Below are 16,051 nucleotides of genomic sequence, written 5' to 3' on the forward strand. Positions count from 1 at the left end.
AGGCATTCTGGAGCCAAATGGGGGGAGGTCTCCAGACATGCACGCAAGCTCTTCAGGAATGACGGGGGTCGGGGCTCCTGCTCCGTATGGAACACCCCTGCGCGGCCGCCGGTTTGCCTGGGGCCAGAGGCTGCTGAACCTCTTTCTGAGACAGGATCAGCGCTCCTCCCGTCCGGATGAGCTCAGCCGTTACCGGATCGTGACGATCGCCGCGCTCACTCAGCTGCCGATGAGCGTGCTCTATCTGGCCTCCATGCTGTCGGTGCCAGGGACCGGGTTCCAGCGCACCCTGGCCTCCGTCTGCATCGTCGCCTATGGGATGACCCTGGTGCTGGTGCGCACGAGCTCCTCTCCGCTGTACCCCAGCCTGCTGCTGTGCTCGATGCTGACGAGCGCCTATATCTCCGCGGGCCTGTACATGGGCAACCCCATGGCCGCCACGCACGTGGCGGCGACCCTCATCCCCCTGCTGGCGTTCTTCCTGCTGGGCTCGCGCGGAGGCCTGATCTTCTCGATCATCATGGGGCTGTACGCCCTGGTGCTCCAGCCGCTCGTCATGGCGAAGTTCGATCTGTGGAGCTCCACCGTCAGCGGTGGCCAGGCGATCACCGGCAACCTCTTCGCGGCCCTGTGCATCATCGGCGTCTGGGCGCTCAGCTTCACGCACAGCCGGGCGCGGGATAAGGCCCAGCGGGCGCTCGAGCAGACGCTGAAGGAGCTGCGCGACGGAGAGCACAAGCTGTCCAGCGTGCTGGAGAGCACCGACGACATCGTCTGCTCCATCGACCCGCAGGGGCGCCTGCTGACGAGCAACTCGGCCCACCGCCGGTGGTTCTCCCTCATCTTCGGGCAGGCCCCGCGGCTGGGCGAGCCGCTCGCCGTCCCCAGCTTCTTGGAGCGGCACCCCGAGTTCACGCAGCAGTTTGCCCGGGCCCTCCAGGGCGAGCGGGTGCGCATCGAGGCCGTCTATCCGCAGGGAGACTCGAGCACCGCGTTCGAGTTCTCCTTGAATCCCATCACCGACGAGCAGGGCCAGATCGCCGGGGTGACGATCTACGGGCGGGACGTGACCGCCCGCCGGCAGGCCGAGGCCCGCCTGAGCGAGCTGCACCGCAACCTGCTGGAGACCTCGCGCAAGGCGGGCATGGCGGAGATCGCCACCGGGGTGCTCCATAACGTGGGCAACACCCTCAACAGCGTCAATGTCTCGGCCACGCTCGTCGTGGAGCGGCTGCACGGCTCGCGGGTGCCAGGGCTGCTCCGCGCCACCGAGCTGCTGCGGGACAAGGCCCCGGAGCTGGACACGTTTCTCACACGTGACGAGAGGGGGCGCGTGCTGCCAGAGTACCTCCTGGCCGTCTCACGGCAGCTCGCGGAGGAGCAGGCAACGATGTTGGCGGAGCTCAAAGCGCTGACGAAGAATGTCGACCACATCAAGTCCGTGGTGCGCATGCAGCAGGAGCACGCCCGCTTCGTGGGCATGGTGGAGCAGGTGACGCTGCCCGAGCTGCTGGATGACGCGCTGCGCCTGCACGCCACCTCTTTCGAGCAGCTGGGGATCCAGGTCCGCCGGGAGTACTCCTCCTCCCTGCCGCCGCTGCTGGTGGACCGGCACAAGCTGCTGCAGATCCTGGTCAACCTCCTGAGCAACGCGCGCCACGCGCTGCTCGACAGCCAGCGCCCGGACAAGCGGCTCACCCTGCGCGTCGCGCTCCTGCCCGAGGAGCAGGTGAGAATCGAGGTGTCCGACAACGGCCCTGGGATCTCCCCGGAGAACCTTCCGCGCATCTTCAACCAAGGCTTCACGACGAAGAAGAGCGGGCATGGGTTCGGGCTGCATGCCAGCGCGCTGGCCGCCACTGAGATGAAGGGGAGCCTCACGTGCACGAGCGCCGGCCCCGGCCAGGGCGCCACCTTCATCATCGATCTCCCTCTCACCCCCGAGCAGGCCCGCGCATGAGCATGCCCGCCTCGCCCCGTCGCCGCATCCTCATCATCGACGACAACCCCTCCATCCATCAGGACTTCCAGAAGATCCTCTCGACCACGGCGGCCACCACCTCGCTGGATGCGCTGGAGACCGCCCTCTTCGGGGCTCCGCAGGCCCGCGGCGGCGCCACGTACAGCTTCGACGTGGACTCGGCGTCGCAGGGCGCGGAGGGCGTCGAGCGCGTCCGGCAGGCCGCTCGCGAGGGCCAGCCGTATGCCCTGGCCTTCGTGGACATCCGCATGCCCCCTGGCATTGACGGCGTGGAGACCACCGCGCAGCTCTGGCAGGCAGACGAGGATCTGCAGGTGGTGCTGTGCTCCGCCTACGCGGACTACTCGTGGGAGGAGGTGGCGCAGCGGCTGGGCGTCAACCAGCGCCTGCTGATCCTCCGCAAGCCCTTCGACAACATCGAGGTGCGCCAGATGGCGCACGCGCTGGCCCAGAAGTGGGATCTGTCCCGGCAGAGCCGCCGCCGCGAGGAGGAGCTGGCGCAGGCCGTCGCCGCGCGGACCCAGGAGCTGCAGGCCACCAACGCGCGGCTGCGCCAGGAGATGGAGGATCGTGCCCGGCTGGAGGCACGGCTGGCACAGTCCCAACGGCTGGAGGCCATGGGGCGGCTGGCCTCGGGCATGGCCAACGAGATCAGCAGCCCGCTGGGCTTCGTGAGCACCAACCTCAACCACCTGCGCCTGGCGCTGGAGAAGCGGACCGCGGGCCAGCCCCTGGAGGATCCGGCGGAGCTGCTGGAGGCCTGCCGGGATGCGATCCTGGGAACGGACCGGCTCAAGCGGATCGTCCAGGACGTGAAGCTGTTTGCCCGCGTGGGTCCCCAGCCGATCATGACGGTGGACGTGCGCAAGGTGGTGGAGCAGGCGCTCGCCCGGGCCGAGCTGCCTCCGGGCTCTCGCGTGCAGCGGGTGGTGGAGTTCCAGGAGGCGCCTCCCGTCATGGCCCGCGAGGAGGGCCTGACGCAGGTGTTCCTCAACCTGATCACCAACGCCGCTCAGGCCATGCCGGAGAACCACCCCGAGCCCCGTATCCGCATCGCCACCCGGACGCAGGGCACCGACGCGCTGGTGGAGATCCAGGACAACGGCAGCGGGATCGACGCCGAGCACCTCGGCCACATCTTCGAGCCCTTCTACACGACGAAGCCGGGCGGCTCGGGGCTGGGGCTGTCCATCTGCCACGGCATCATCACCGGGTTCGGTGGCGAGATCTCCGTGGACAGCACTCCCGGCAAGGGCACCACCTTCCGCATCAGACTGCCGCGGGCCTCCTGAGGCCTGACGCACCTTCCGCTCCGAGCCTCATGCCCACCCTGACCCAGATCTTCATCCATCCGATCAAGTCCACGCAGGGGCTGCCGCTGACTCGGGCTGCGGTGGGGCCCCTGGGGCTGGAGCATGATCGCCGCTGGATGCTGGTGCGGCCCGATGGCTCCTTCATCACCGGGCGCGAGTCCCCTTCCCTCGTGCGAGTGAAGGCCCTGCCCACCGAGGGCGGCCTGCGCCTGTCCGCCCCGGGGCTGCCCGAGCTTCAGGTGCCCGCGCCCCCCGCGGATGCGCCGCGCCTGGAGGTCGCCATCTGGGACGATCGCTGCTCGGCGGCGCGCGTGGGCGAGGCCGCGGACCGCTGGTTCTCTCAGTTCCTGGGCGAGCCCGTGGCCCTGGTGTACGTGGATGCCCGGCTGGAGCGGCGCGTGAATCCCAACTACGGGGGGCCCGAAGATCGCGTGGGCTTCACGGATGCCTTCCCGCTGCTGCTGCTGTCCCGGGCCTCGCTGGAGGAGCTGAACCGGCGCCTGCCTCGGCCCATCACCCTGGAGCACTTCCGCCCCAACCTCGTCCTGGAGGGCTGCGAGCCCTTCGCCGAGGACTCGTGGAGGCGCCTGCGCGTGGGCGGTGTCGAGCTCGAGCTCGTCAAGCCCTGTTCCCGCTGCGTCTTCACCACGGTGGATCCGCTCACGGGCGTGAAGGCGTCGGATGGCGAGCCACTGAGCACGCTCGCCAGCTTCCGCCGCCGGGACGGCAAGGTCGTGTTCGGCCAGAACGCCCTGGTGCGGCGCCCGGGCACGCTCCAGGTAGGAGATCCCGTCGAGCTGCTCTAGCTGACGTAGAAGCGGTAGATGACCTCGGGGTGGCCTCGGGAGAAGCCCTTGATGACCTCGTGCCGGGGGTTGCTGGCCCCCAGCATCTGGAGCCCTCCCGACGCGAAGCCCATCACCGACAGCTCGAAGTAGAGGTGCGGCCGGGGCACACCGGCGATGCGCAGCTCCGTGTACTCCGGCTCGGGGCGCACCAGCAGCTCGCCCGCGGTGAAGTAGCTCTTCCAGATGCCCGGGGTGAACAGCAGGAAGCGCCGGAGATCCCCCGTGGCGAACATCGTCTTGAGCTGGCCTCGGCTCAGCGCGTACTCGGCGGACTTGATGCCGAACTGCCACCAGGCCCTGGGGTCTCCGCCGTAGAAGTGCTGCACCAGCGCCTCGTTGAAGCGCACGAAGGAGTCCACCGGCAGGCGCGTCACCGGCATCACCGTCTGCGCGAAGCGCGGGTCCTTCTCCGAGAACTGGGAGATGAAGGTGCGCCAGGCCGGCTCACCGTGCTCCTGCACCACCATCATCTGCCGCGCCAGGAAAGCGACGCCTTTTACTTCCATCGGGCCCTCCACGGCCAGGCCGCACCTGGAGTTACCAGGAATCCGCATTGTGCCTCTTTGTGCCGGCAAATGCACATGAGGTATCGGGAGCCGCTACGCTCTTCCCATGAACCTGCCGCTGCTGGTGGGCTTGACCGCCATGATCACCTCCACCGTCCCGCCGCCCTCGGACTTCAACGCCGAGGCCGCCACCCGCTTCGCGGAGCTGGCGCTCTCGTGCGTGCACCAGGAGTACCCGAACAAGATCGCCCATGTGATGAACGGCGACGCGGACGCGAAACCTCCCCGCGAGCTCACCCCCGCCTTCTATGGCTGCTACGACTGGCACTCGGCCGTCCATGGGCACTGGCTGCTGGCTCGGCTGGCGAGGACGTTCCCGGAGGCGCCCTTCACCCCGCGCGCCCGCGCGGCGCTGGCCCAGAGCCTGACGCCCGCGAACATCACCGCCGAGGCCGCCTACCTGAGCGGGCCGGGGCGTGTCTCCTTCGAGCGCCCCTATGGGCTGGCCTGGCTGCTCCAGCTCTCGGCCGAGCTGCGCGAGTGGGATGATCCGCAGGCCCGCGAGTGGGCCGCCACGCTCAGGCCGCTCGAGCAGGTGGCGGCCCAGCGGATCCGCGAGTGGGTGCCCAAGCTCACGCGCCCCATCCGCGTGGGCGAGCATGATCAGACGGCGTTCGCCTTCGGCCTCATCCTGGACTGGGCGCGGCAGGCGGGAGACGAGGCGATGGAGAAGCTGCTCACGGAGCGGGTGGAGACCTTCTACGGGAAGGATCAGCGCTGCCCGCTGGCGTACGAGCCGTCCGGGCATGACTTCCTCTCGCCCTGCATCGCCGAGGCGGACCTGATGCGGCGAGTGCTCCCTCCGGCGCGCTTCGCCACGTGGCTGCACCACTTCATGCCGGACCTGCCCTTGGATGGCTCCGCCGCGTGGCTGGAGCCGGCGGTGGTGTCGGATCCAGGCGATCCGAAGCTGGCGCACCTGGACGGGCTGAACCTGAGCCGGGCGTGGATGCTGGAGGGGATCGCCGCCGCCCTGCCCTCCACCGAGAAGCGAGCCGGCTCGCTCAAGGCCGCGGCGAAGAAGCACCGCGAGGCGGGGCTGCGCTCCGTCACGGGCGCGCACTACGAGGGAGGCCACTGGCTCGGCAGCTTCGCCGTGTACCTGGTCACCGGGCGAGGCCTGCCGCGCAAGCCGTGAGCGCTACCGCGCCAGCCGGGCCAGCGCGAACCGGGAGAGGTTCCACGGAACGGGCTGGCCCGTCGCCATCCAGGCGGCGATGCGGCCGAGCAACACGGTGAACTTGAACCCGTGCCCGCTCAGGCCGCCCACCAGGGTGACTCGCGGCTCGCCGGGCAGGTGATCCACCACGAAGTCATGATCCGGCGTCATCGTGTAGAGACAGACCTTCTCGAAGGCGACGCACGGTGAGAGCCCGGGCAGGTGCTCGGCGCAATAGCGGCGCAGCGGCTCGCGGTCGAAGTCGTGGAGCTCCCGGTCCACCTGCTCCGGATCCGTGGGGGTTCCCGTTTCGTGCCACGCCACCTTCACCCCGGACAGCCGGCCGTCATTCGGGAAGCCGTAGAAGTTCGTCGCGAAGTCGATCCACACGGGGAAGCGGTCCACGCCGAACTCCGTGGCTGGGAGCTCGGGCTCGAAGTGGCAGTAGGTCTGCCGCGTCACCGTGAACGGGAGCGAGACGAAGCGTGACAGCAGGCGCCCTGTCCACGGGCCCGCCGCGACGACCACCCGATCGAACTCGAGGGACTCTTCTCCGGCCAGGACGAGGGTGATGCCTCCCGGGCGCGGCTCGATGGCCTGCACCGTGGCCCGCGTGCGCAGGCGGGCGCCGTGAGTGGTGGCCAGACGCAGATTGGCGCGGACGCACGCGGAGGCTCGGAGGAAGCCAGCCTCCCGCTCGAAGAGGCCTGACTCGCCAGGGAGGAGCCGGAGCTGCGGGAACCTCCGCGCGCAGGCGGTGGGATCCAGCTCTTCAAACGGCACACCGTTGTCCTCCAGCGCGCGCCGGATGGCGGCCAGCTCCGGGTGCTCGGTGGGGCCGAAGAAAAGCCCTCCGGTCCTCGCGAAGAGAGCCTCACCGGCCTCGCGCTCCAGCTCGTCCCAGAGGGGATAGGCCTGGGTCATCAGCGCCGTGTAGAAACCATCCGTGTACGTCTTCCGGATGATCCGCGACGTGCCGTACGAGCTGCCGCGATCGTGATCCGGCTCGAACTGCTCGATCACCGTGACATCGTGGCGCTCACGCGCGAGGAACCGCGCCGTCGCGCTGCCCACGCCTCCCGCTCCCAGTACGGCAATGCGTGCCATGCTCCACCTCGAAACCAGATCCAGACATGACTCTGTCGAGCTGCCGCCCATCTCAGAGCAGCTCGCCTGCCTGCCCCTCGGGCTGACGTGGGCGGAGTGTGCCTCAGCGCGGGCATCAAGTGCGTGCCGTTACCACCCTCCCTGACGTGACGGGCTTCGCCAAGCTGGCGCGCCCCCCTACGAGGAGAGGAGAGGCGTTCAATGGATGCCATTGCGCTCTTGAAGGCAGATCACAAGACCGTGGAGGCCCTGTTCCGCAGGTTCGAACTGGCCGGCCGTAACGCGAAGAAGCTCAAGCGCTCCCTCGTCAACCGGATGGTGCGCGAGCTCGCCATCCACGCCGCCATCGAAGAGCAGGTCTTCTATCCCGCCGTGCGCGCCAAGGCCGAAAAGCTGGTGGACCCCATACTCGAGGCGCTCGAGGAGCACCACGTCGTCAAGTGGCTGCTCAATGAGCTGGAGGGCCTCGCCCCCGACGCCGAGCGCTTCGAGGCCAAGGTCAAGGTGCTGATTGAAAACGTCCGCACCCACGTCGCCGAGGAGGAAAAGGAGCTGTTCCCCCAGGTGCGCAAGGCCTTCACCCCAGCCGAGCTCAGGGAGATGGCCGAGATGCTGACGCTGGCCAAGCGCACCGCCCCCACCCGGCCGCACCCGCGCGCCCCGGATACACCGCCCAGCAATCTGGTCGCTGGCGCCGTGTCCGCGGTGCTCGACATGGGCAAGGACGCCGTCCAGTCCGCTCGCCACAAGGTGGAGGGCTTCACGTCCCGGCGCGCCAAGTCCTCGGGCAAGCGCCGCGGCGGTAAGCGCGCGGCGCAGAGGCCTCAGGGCAACGGGATGACTCCCACCCCCGGAGCCGAGCCTCACTATGTGATGTGAGCGCCCTCACAGGCTTGCTTCACCGCGCGGGAGCCAGGGGCTTCCAGCCCTTCGACTCCCGCGCGGCGCTTCCTACAGCTCGCCGGCCTTCACCTTGGCCAGGATCGCCGACGCCGCGTCCTTCCCGGACAGCGCCCCACCCTCCATGTAGCCCTGCCACATGTAGAACGAGTTGGCGTGCTCGCCCGCGAAGAAGAGGTTGTCCACCGCCTTGCCCTCGTTGCCGGCAATAGAAGTGAACTGCCCCGGCTTGTAGGCCGTGTAGCTGCCCAGCGTGTTCGGGTTCGACGGCCAGTGCTCCAGGTGCGCCAGGATCTTCCCGCTCGCGTCCCGCGTCACCTTCTGCGAGGCGCCCGGGTACACCTTGTTCAGATCCCCCACGAAGCGCTCCGCCTCCCGCTGCACGTTCTTCGGATCCAGCGAGGCCCCGCGCGGCCCGCTCGAGTAGTCCGTCAGCACCGCGCTCTGCGCCGTGGCCTGCGAGGGGTTCGTCTCCCACGTGTTCTGGTGGTTCGGCAGGTCCGAGTACGACGCGCCGTTGCTCCCCAGCGCCGACCAGAACGGGCCGTTGAAGCCCACCATCATCTTCGCGTTCGTGCCGTAGCCCAGCTGCTGGATGGCATACGTCTTCCACGCCGGCAGCCCCAGCGACACGTCCAGCGACACGTTGCGCAGCACGGTGAACGGGATGGCGATCACCACCGCGTCATACGTCGCGGTCACCACCGTGGAGCCGCGCCGCAGCGTCAGCTCGATGGCTCCCGCCGCCGTCTTGCGCACCGCCTCGAGCCGCTCGCCGTAGCGCACCTGCCCCGGCAGCCGCGCGGCGATCTCCCGGGGGATCTGCTGATTGCCTCCCACCAGGTGGAACCGCTCGTCGCTCACCCCGAACGGCTCGAAGCGCGAGCGCCGGTTGGCGCGGATGAAGAACAGGAAGTTGAGGCAGCTCTGCTGATCCACCGTCAGCCCGTACTCCGCCTCGTACGCCGCGATGATGGCCGCCTTCACCACCGGCCCCGCCCCCCGCGTCTCCAGGTACGTGCGCAGATCCATCAGATCAAACTGGCGATCCACCGCCGTGTGCACGTCCGCCGTCGGCGCCGCCGACATCTGCTGGAGATCCCCCCGCATCGACGCCACGAAGGCGCGGTACTCGTCCACCACCACCGACTCCGGGTAGCGCTGGCCGCCGAAGTAGTAGAACACCTCGCCCGGCGGCTTGATGTAGCTCTCCTTGGCCAGGTTGAACTCCTGCGCGTAGCCCTGGATCGTCTTGTGCCCGGTGTCGATCAGCTCGCCGCCGCGCTCCACCACCTGGCCCGGGAAGGTGACGGCCCCCGGGAACGCTCCGCCCAGCGAGAACATGCGCCCACCCGGACGATCATTCGTCTCGTGGATCGTCGCCAGGATGCCCGCGCTCTTCAGATCATACGCGCACGCCAGGCCCGCGATGCCCGCGCCGATGATGCCCACGCTCAGGTTGCCGCTCCGGCCTCCACCAGCGGCGTTGGCCGCCAGCGCCGAAGTGCCTCGCGCTCCCAACAGCCCCGCGCCCAGCGCCGTGGCGCCCTTGAGCAGCGTCCGCCGGGAGACACGCATGGCCTCCGAGGCCTCGCGGCTGGGAATGCCCTGTCGCTCCGAGGCCAGGGTGATTCGAGTCGTCTGCCGGAACAGCTCGAAGAGCGGAGTACGGGCCATGCGTGATCCTCGTGTCAAAAGTGGTTGCCGGATAATCGCAGAATTTCCACACGAGTTGCGCGAATTACAATGATTGTTGATTTCTCAGGGTTTGAGTCCAGGCCCGTGAGGAGGCCGGGCCGCATGCGCGGTATGCTGGCTCCATGAGGAAATGGCTCTTCGGTGTGCTGGGTTCAGCGCTCTTCGTGACGGCGTGCTCCACCATGGCCTCGGGCTCCCCCGGGCGGCCCAATAGCGTCAGCGCCATGCAGACTTCCCAGCAGGATCAGCCCAAGGATCCTCATGATTTCGTGGGGGATCCCACGATTGGCGGCCATCCTCCCGGGGATACTCCCGAGAGGCCGCTCTGCCAGTTGCAGTGCGGTCCCCACATGCACTGCGACCACTCCGGCTTCGTCGAGCGCTGCGTGCGCGACGAAGAGAAGAAGCCCTAGCCCTTCAACCTGCCAGCGCCGGGGTTCTTGATCGTCGTGGGAGCCCCGGGCCGCGGCTCTATCTTGCCTTGGTTCTCGGGCTCACGCGGGCCGCTCGCCGGGACGAGGGAGATCGAGCTCGCGGACCGCTTCGGCATCTCGAAGCCATCCACGGTGGCGCGGCGAGGCTGCGCGGCGGCGGCCGGCGCGGGGGGCCCACTCTTGGGCGGCTGCGTCTGCCCGCTCTTGGGCGGCTGCGTCTGCCCGCTCTTGGGCGGCAGGGTCTGTTCGCTCTTGGGTGGCTGCGTCTGCCCGCCGGCCCCCGACATGGCCGCCGTGCGCTTCTGCAAGAACTCGACGGCCTGAAGCAGCACGGGCGGAACCCGCACGTTGGGCTCCTTGTCCAGTTGCACGAAAGCCGCCTTGGCGGCCTCGTAGATCTTGAGGTCCGCCGTCGCCCCGGGCCGGGTCTGCACCAGCACGTCGTGCATCTTGCGCAGCGCCGTCTGGACCGTGCCCGTGGTGGCCTTGGACTGCTTCAGCAGCTCGGGGATCAGCCGCTCCCGTTCCGCCGCCAGCGCGGCGGGCTCGGCGGCAATTGCGGAGTTCGGATTCGCCATGGGGTGCATCCTCTGCGCAGGGAGAGCGGGCGCTCGTGGCTGGCGCCGCCGCCTACATTATCAAGTCGGCGCCCTTCGCATCACCATGTGTGCCTCTGTCGGAGTGGCGTTAGCTCACCGTGGGAGTGTGAGGATGAACTCCGCGTACTCCCCCTCCTGCGTCTCGAGCCGGAGCGTCCCCTTGTTGCCCTGCTCGATGATCTCCCGGCTCAGCGACAAGCCGAGCCCGGTGCCCTGCCCGGCGGGCTTCGTCGTGAAGAAGGGCTCGAAGATCCGGTCCCGGACGGCGGCGGGGATGCCCGTGCCGTTGTCGCGGATGCGAAGCTCCACGGAGCTCTCCAGGCCGCGGCTCTTGAGCACGATCTCGGGCGCATACCGCTGCCCGGCGCTCGCCTTCCGCTTCGCGTTGACCGCGAAGCACGCGTTGTTCAGCAGGTTCAGCAGCACCTGTCCCACCTCCTGCTGAGACACCTTCAGCGGCCCCAGGGACTCGTCCAGCTCCATCCGGATTGTCACGCTGAAGCCCGGATCACCCTCTCGCGCCGCCTGCTGAGCCAGGTTCGCCGACTCCCGCAGCAGGAGGTTGAGGTCCGTCTCCGTCCGCTCGCTGGAGATGCCTCGGGCGTGCTGCAACATCGAGGCGATGATGCGCGAGGCCCGCGCCCCATGCTCGACCACCTTGGCCAGGCTGAGCTTCATGCCCTCCCCGAGCTCCCGCAGCGACTCGGCCTGCGCCGGCTCGAGACGCTGGGTGAGGCGCGGAAGATCCCCGACAAGCTCGTCGCACAGCTCCATGGTGTGCTCGGAGAAGTTATGGATGAAGTTCAACGGATTGCGGATCTCGTGGGCAATGCCCGCGGTCAGCGAGCCGAGCGCCGCCAGCCGGCTCTGGGTAATGAGCTGATCCTGCGTCTCTCGTAGGTGCTGGAGGGTGGCCGCCAGCGTCTCGTTCTTCTCCGTCAGCTCATGCGTCCTCGCCTGGACCCGCTGCTCCAGCGTCTCGTAGAGCACCGCGTTCTCCAGCGAGATGGCGGCCTGGGTGGCCAGCAGCTGCAGGACGTGGGTCCGCTCCGGCGTGAACGCGCCCACGGTCAGGCTGTTCTCCAGGTAGAGGATGCCCCGCCGCCAGGCCTGCCCCACCGCCGGCAGGCACAGCACCGACCGGACCCGGCGCGAGGCGATGTCGGGATCGCCCCGGAAGGAGGGATCATTCAAGGCATCGTCGAGGACAACCGTCTTCCCCGTCCGCTGGACGAACTGGATGATGCTGCGAGGAACGTCAGAGCAGCGCTCCAGCGGGACGGACTGCTGCACCTGGACCGTGTCCGCCTCCAGGGAGACGGTGGCCTCGACGAGCAACCGCCCTTCCCGCTCGAGGATCAGGACGCCCCGGCGCGCCCCCGCGTTCTGCATGCCGATGCGGACGATGCGCTCCATCAGCCGGCCAAGGACAATCTCTCCCGAGAGCACCTGGGCCGCCTTCATGACGGTGGCCAGATCAATGCGCTCGGAGTGCAGGCGAGAGGAGTCTCCCCCTGCGTGCGCGGGGGCCTGGGGCTTCAAGGTGCCGAAGAGCTCGGGGTAGCCCGCTTCCATGCTGGCGACCTTGGGGGCCGCTCCCCAGCGGGAGTACAGCAGGTGCGCCTCCAGCAGGTAGCCCCTGGCCGCCTTGAGCCGCCCCAGCTCCAGGTAGTGCTTGCCGGCGAGCTCGTGGGCGATCGCCTCGTGGTGCAGGTGCCCGTTCTCCCGCGCGGAGGAGAGGGCCTCCTCATACAGCCTGGAGGCCTGCTCGGACTCTCCCGCCCAGCGCGCGTGCTCGGCCGAGATAAGCAGGAACTCGTGCCGGTAGTTGGCGGGGCACTGCCGCGCCCACTCGCCCAGCTGATCTCGCAGCGAGGCGATCTCCCGCAGCCGCTCCTGGCGCTCCTGGGGGCTGGCCTTCGCGCACCGCGCGGCGAGGATGAGCGCACGGTACAGGAGGTGGGTGGAGGAGAGGATCGTCTGGGGGCTGAGCTCCCGGCGCTTGTCCGCCTCGTCATTGGCCCGGAGCGCCTCCTCGAAGTCTCCCCGCAGATAGAAGACCAGGGACAGGATCCCGTAGTACCAGTGGATGGCGAACTCCGCGTGGAGCCGCGAGAAGCGCTGGACGACGGCCTCCTCCTGGAACTCCTCCGGAGCCGGGCCCCCACGCTCCGCGCCGCCCTGCAGCTCGAGGACGAGGTGCTGCATCACCCGCTGCACCTCGTGGAGGGGGGCATACCCGGAGGAGCGGACATAGTCTTGATACCGCTGCCCCGCCGCGTAGACCTCGGAGAGCGGGCTGCCCTTGATGAGCTTTGAAGCCGCGATCCACATCGCGGCCCACGCCCCCCACCACCGATCTCCCGACTTCAGCGCGGACTGGAAGGACTCCTCGTAGAGCGGGATGTTGCTCCCGATGGGGTTGACGAAGTGGTTGATGAAGCTGGCGAACGTGTTGTTCACCTTCGAGATGACCCGGGGGTTCTTGAACTTCTGGCTGACGGTCCTCGCCAGCTTCCCGAAGGCGTAGGCCCGGGCGTAGTCCCCCTGCAGCGCCAGCACCATGCCGTAGGCCACGTAGCCGCACGCCGAGTACTCCGAGTTGCCGTGCCGCAGCGACAGCGCCGTCATGTGCAGCGCGGTGAGGTACACCGGCAGGGACTCTCCCAGCACCAGCGCGCACGTCCACGTCTCCTGCAGCAGGACGAGGCAGTTGGCCTTCTCCGCGTCCTGCATCGCGGGCAGCTCCACGAACTCCTGGAGATCCCTCCCGTCCGTCAGGTGCTGGATCTCCCGCGTCCTGGCCTCGATCAACGCCCGGGCCGCCTCCGGCTCCGCCGGCAGCTCCACGCCCAGCACCCGCAGGCCCTCCTGGCCCAGCCGCAACCCCTCCTGGAGCTTCGCCGCGGTCTGGAGGATGCGGCACATGAGCGGGTAGATGTCACCCAGGTGCTCGCGGGTCTTCGCCCTCTTCGCGGTGAGCTCGAAGAGCGCCTCGGCGCGTTCGAGATGGCCACAGAGGAACTCGCACTCAATCAGCTCACGGTGGAGCGCGAACATCAGCGGGGCCTGGCTGTCCCAGGCCTCCTCCGGGAGCAGCCGGAGGCCCTGCTGCAGGTAGCTGACGGCGGCCGGGTGGGCGGTGGCGGCCTTGGCGCGCTGCGCGGCCAGCAGGTTCAGCCGGGCATACGTGGAGCGCTCCTCCTCGGAAGCCAGCCCGCTGCCGAGGTTGAGGTGCTTGACCAGCTCGAAGATGCGCTCGCTCTGCTGCTCCGGGGAGAGCCCCGCGAGCAGGCGCTGGCCGATTCTCAGGCTGAGCGCCTCCTGCTGCTCCGGAGGGATCTGCGAGCGCGCCGCCTCCTGGACCTGATCATGAGCGAAGCGGTACAGGACCTGCGGGGGCTGGGGGGCCGCCTTGCGCTCTTCACGGGCCCAGAGGTGATACGGGGGGCGGTGATCGTGCAGCAGCAGGAGCCCCTCTCGCGCCGGCTCCCAGAGCCACTGGGCCACGCTCCGCAGCGGCGCGTCGAGGACGATGGCGATCGAGCCCAGATCAAAGGTCCGGCCCAGGCTGCTGGCCAGCATGAGCGCCCGCTGCGTCTCCTCGGGGTAGCGCTTGATCTTCTTGACCATGAGGCCGACGACGTTGTCGCTGACCTCCAGCCGCTGGAGCCGCCCCAGGCTCCACGTCCAGCGCCGCTCCTGGGAGTCGAAGCGCAGGATCCCCTCCTGGTGCAGGGTGTCGAAGAGCTGGGTGATGAAGAAGGGGTTGCCCCCTGTCTTCTCCAGGACGAGCTCCGCCAGGGGGAGCCCCGCGGCCACCTCGCAGCCCAGGGTGTCCGCCACCATCGCCGCCACGTGCTCCAGCCGCAGGGGCGCCAGGGAGAGCCGCGTGGGCCGAGGCGTGCGCTGCTCCAGCTCGGCGAGCGCCACCTCTAGGGGATCCGTGGGGAGGATCTCGTCGTCACGGCAGGCCCCGACGATCAGCAGATGCGCGGCGGAGGGGCTCGTCACGAGCTGGGTGAGGAAGCGCAGGGAGGCGGGTTCGATCCACTGCAGATCATCCAGGAAGAGGACCAGCGGGTGCTCCGCCGTGGCGAACGCCAGCAGGAAGCCGGTGAGGGCGCTCTCGAACCGGCCGCGGGCCTCCTCGGCGGAGAGCTCGGGCAGCGGCGGCTGCTCGCCAAGGACATGCACGAGCTCGGGGGCTCGATCGATCAGCAGCGCGCCGTGGCCCTTCACCGCGTCGAGCAGGACGGCCCGCGACTGCTCCAGCCGCGCCTCGCTCTCCGTGAGCAGCTGGCGTGCCAGATCCGCGAGCACCTGGGCGAAGATGGACAGCGGCGTCTGCCCGATCTGATCACACTTGCCGGAGGCGAAGTAGCTGCGCCGGGCGGCGATGGGCTTGTGGAGCTCGCGCACCAGGGCGGACTTTCCCACCCCGGCGGGGCCGCCTACGATCAGCAGCTCGACCCGGCCCGAGGCGGCGCGCTCGAAGGCCGCCAGGAGGGGGGCCAGCGCCTCCTGCCTGCCATAGAGCTTCTCGGAGAGCCGCAGCGTCCGGCGGACATCCTGCGTGCCCAGCTCGAAGGGGGCGATGTGGCCGGTGGCCTCCAGCTGCCGGGCGCACTCGGAGAGATCCTCCAGCACCCCCGCGGCGCTCTGGTAGCGATCCTCCGCGTTCTTCTCCAGGAGCTTGCAGAGGATGGCGGAGAGCGGCTCGGGGAGGGAGGGCCGCCGCAGGTGCGGGGGCTGCGGGGGCCGGGCGATGTGACAGGAGATGAGCTCCACGGCCTCCTCGGCCTCGAAGGGAGGAGCGCCCACCAGCAGGTGATAGAAGGTCGCGCCCAGCGCGTACAGGTCCGCGCGATGATCAATGGCGCGGTTCATCCGGCCCGTCTGCTCCGGGGAGATGTAGGCCAGTGTTCCCTCGATGAGCGCGGGGTTGCGGAACTCCTGCCGCTCCCGGGTGAGGACGGAGGCCAGGCCCAGGTTCCCCAGCTTCACCTGCCCGCTGCGCGGGTTGTAGAAGACGTTGGCGGGGCAGATGTCCTTGTGGATGATCTCGTGCCGGTGAAGGGCCTCCAGCGCCCGGGTGAGCGCCCGCGCCACGTCCAGGAAGCGCCGCACCTCGAGCGGCCCATGCGTGGCCAGGTAGTCCGCGAGCGAGGACGCACCGAAGTCTTCCAGGACCAGGGTGCACGAGCGCCCATGCGGCACGAGCGCCAGGTGCCTGACGAGGCCCTCCACCTCCAGCATGCGGCCAATCTCGTGCTCGCGCTCGAGCGCCGCCAGCTCCGCGGGCAGGGGATAGGGAGCCACCGGCGTCTTGAGCAGGACGAAGCACCCCTCGCGCTCCGAGTAGGCGCGGTGGAAGACCGAGCCCGAGCTCTGGTGCAACTTCTCCTCGATGCGGTATCCCGGTATGGCCTGCATGCGGCTGGAG

At 69.0% G+C, this 16,051-nt stretch carries 11 protein-coding genes; 6 read left to right on the forward strand and 5 right to left on the reverse strand.

What is annotated here, in order from left to right; all coding sequences use genetic code 11:
• Window positions 1–37 precede the first annotated feature (37 nt).
• Genes ACJ8AT_RS15155 through ACJ8AT_RS15165 form a run of 3 tightly spaced genes read left to right on the forward strand, consistent with a single transcriptional unit; the run spans window position 38 to window position 4,100 of the window.
• Window positions 38–1,960, forward strand: a complete 1,923-nt coding sequence (locus ACJ8AT_RS15155; RefSeq protein ID WP_407738435.1) for a two-component system sensor histidine kinase NtrB — start codon at window positions 38–40, stop codon at window positions 1,958–1,960.
• The gene (locus tag ACJ8AT_RS15160; RefSeq protein ID WP_407738436.1) at window positions 1,957–3,273 is read left to right on the forward strand and encodes an ATP-binding protein; all 1,317 of its coding nucleotides are present in this window, start codon (window positions 1,957–1,959) and stop codon (window positions 3,271–3,273) included. The genes ACJ8AT_RS15155 and ACJ8AT_RS15160 overlap by 4 nt, the downstream gene beginning before the upstream one ends.
• Window positions 3,274–3,302: 29 nt before the next feature.
• Window positions 3,303–4,100, forward strand: a complete 798-nt coding sequence (locus ACJ8AT_RS15165; protein WP_407738437.1) for an MOSC domain-containing protein — start codon at window positions 3,303–3,305, stop codon at window positions 4,098–4,100.
• Here ACJ8AT_RS15165 and ACJ8AT_RS15170 read toward each other — a convergent pair.
• Window positions 4,097–4,648 carry a hypothetical protein gene (locus ACJ8AT_RS15170; RefSeq protein ID WP_407738438.1) on the reverse strand — a complete coding sequence of 184 codons (552 nt, stop codon included), beginning with the start codon at window positions 4,646–4,648 and terminating at the stop codon, window positions 4,097–4,099. The genes ACJ8AT_RS15165 and ACJ8AT_RS15170 overlap by 4 nt on opposite strands.
• A 106-nt stretch (window positions 4,649–4,754) precedes the next feature.
• On the opposite strand from ACJ8AT_RS15170, the gene ACJ8AT_RS15175 reads away from it, so the two are divergent.
• Window positions 4,755–5,846, forward strand: coding sequence for a DUF2891 domain-containing protein (locus ACJ8AT_RS15175; RefSeq protein ID WP_407738439.1), 1,092 nt, complete (start codon window positions 4,755–4,757; stop codon window positions 5,844–5,846).
• A 3-nt stretch (window positions 5,847–5,849) separates the two neighbouring features.
• Here the strand turns inward: ACJ8AT_RS15175 and solA are convergent, their stop codons facing one another.
• A complete protein-coding gene (solA, locus tag ACJ8AT_RS15180; protein WP_407738440.1) occupies window positions 5,850–6,974 on the reverse strand; it encodes an N-methyl-L-tryptophan oxidase in 1,125 nt (374 codons plus the stop codon).
• 201 nt (window positions 6,975–7,175) lie between these two features.
• Between solA and ACJ8AT_RS15185 the strand changes: the two genes are divergently transcribed.
• Window positions 7,176–7,853 (forward strand): hemerythrin domain-containing protein, encoded by a 678-nt coding sequence (locus tag ACJ8AT_RS15185; RefSeq protein WP_407738441.1) that lies wholly within the window; start codon window positions 7,176–7,178, stop codon window positions 7,851–7,853.
• 72 nt (window positions 7,854–7,925) lie between these two features.
• Here the strand turns inward: ACJ8AT_RS15185 and ACJ8AT_RS15190 are convergent, their stop codons facing one another.
• The gene (locus ACJ8AT_RS15190; RefSeq protein WP_407738442.1) at window positions 7,926–9,551 is read right to left on the reverse strand and encodes a flavin monoamine oxidase family protein; all 1,626 of its coding nucleotides are present in this window, start codon (window positions 9,549–9,551) and stop codon (window positions 7,926–7,928) included.
• A 143-nt stretch (window positions 9,552–9,694) separates the two neighbouring features.
• Here ACJ8AT_RS15190 and ACJ8AT_RS15195 point away from each other — a divergent pair, with 143 nt between their 5' ends.
• On the forward strand, window positions 9,695–9,985 hold the full coding sequence (locus tag ACJ8AT_RS15195; protein WP_407738443.1) for a hypothetical protein: 291 nt from the start codon (window positions 9,695–9,697) through the stop codon (window positions 9,983–9,985).
• Here ACJ8AT_RS15195 and ACJ8AT_RS15200 read toward each other — a convergent pair.
• Both ACJ8AT_RS15200 and ACJ8AT_RS15205 read right to left on the reverse strand, forming a co-directional pair.
• Window positions 9,982–10,584, reverse strand: coding sequence for a hypothetical protein (locus tag ACJ8AT_RS15200; protein ID WP_407738444.1), 603 nt, complete (start codon window positions 10,582–10,584; stop codon window positions 9,982–9,984). The two genes, ACJ8AT_RS15195 and ACJ8AT_RS15200, sit on opposite strands and share 4 nt — an antisense overlap.
• 114 nt (window positions 10,585–10,698) lie before the next feature.
• Window positions 10,699–16,041 (reverse strand): AAA family ATPase, encoded by a 5,343-nt coding sequence (locus tag ACJ8AT_RS15205; RefSeq protein WP_407738445.1) that lies wholly within the window; start codon window positions 16,039–16,041, stop codon window positions 10,699–10,701.
• Window positions 16,042–16,051: the final 10 nt, after the last annotated feature.

Source organism: Hyalangium sp. (assembly GCF_045802625.1).
Taxonomy (GTDB): domain Bacteria; phylum Myxococcota; class Myxococcia; order Myxococcales; family Myxococcaceae; genus Hyalangium.

Excerpts from the sequence above, each read along its gene's own strand:
- ACJ8AT_RS15155 (WP_407738435.1), top strand. The coding sequence starts at position 38 with ATGCACGCAAGCTCTTCAGGAATGACGGGGGTCGGGGCTCCTGCTCCG.
- ACJ8AT_RS15160 (WP_407738436.1), top strand. The coding sequence starts at position 1,957 with ATGAGCATGCCCGCCTCGCCCCGTCGCCGCATCCTCATCATCGACGAC.
- ACJ8AT_RS15165 (WP_407738437.1), top strand. The coding sequence starts at position 3,303 with ATGCCCACCCTGACCCAGATCTTCATCCATCCGATCAAGTCCACGCAG.
- ACJ8AT_RS15170 (WP_407738438.1), bottom strand. The coding sequence starts at position 4,648 with ATGGAAGTAAAAGGCGTCGCTTTCCTGGCGCGGCAGATGATGGTGGTG.
- ACJ8AT_RS15175 (WP_407738439.1), top strand. The coding sequence starts at position 4,755 with ATGAACCTGCCGCTGCTGGTGGGCTTGACCGCCATGATCACCTCCACC.
- solA (WP_407738440.1), bottom strand. The coding sequence starts at position 6,974 with ATGGCACGCATTGCCGTACTGGGAGCGGGAGGCGTGGGCAGCGCGACG.
- ACJ8AT_RS15185 (WP_407738441.1), top strand. The coding sequence starts at position 7,176 with ATGGATGCCATTGCGCTCTTGAAGGCAGATCACAAGACCGTGGAGGCC.
- ACJ8AT_RS15190 (WP_407738442.1), bottom strand. The coding sequence starts at position 9,551 with ATGGCCCGTACTCCGCTCTTCGAGCTGTTCCGGCAGACGACTCGAATC.
- ACJ8AT_RS15195 (WP_407738443.1), top strand. The coding sequence starts at position 9,695 with ATGAGGAAATGGCTCTTCGGTGTGCTGGGTTCAGCGCTCTTCGTGACG.
- ACJ8AT_RS15200 (WP_407738444.1), bottom strand. The coding sequence starts at position 10,584 with ATGGCGAATCCGAACTCCGCAATTGCCGCCGAGCCCGCCGCGCTGGCG.
- ACJ8AT_RS15205 (WP_407738445.1), bottom strand. The coding sequence starts at position 16,041 with ATGCAGGCCATACCGGGATACCGCATCGAGGAGAAGTTGCACCAGAGC.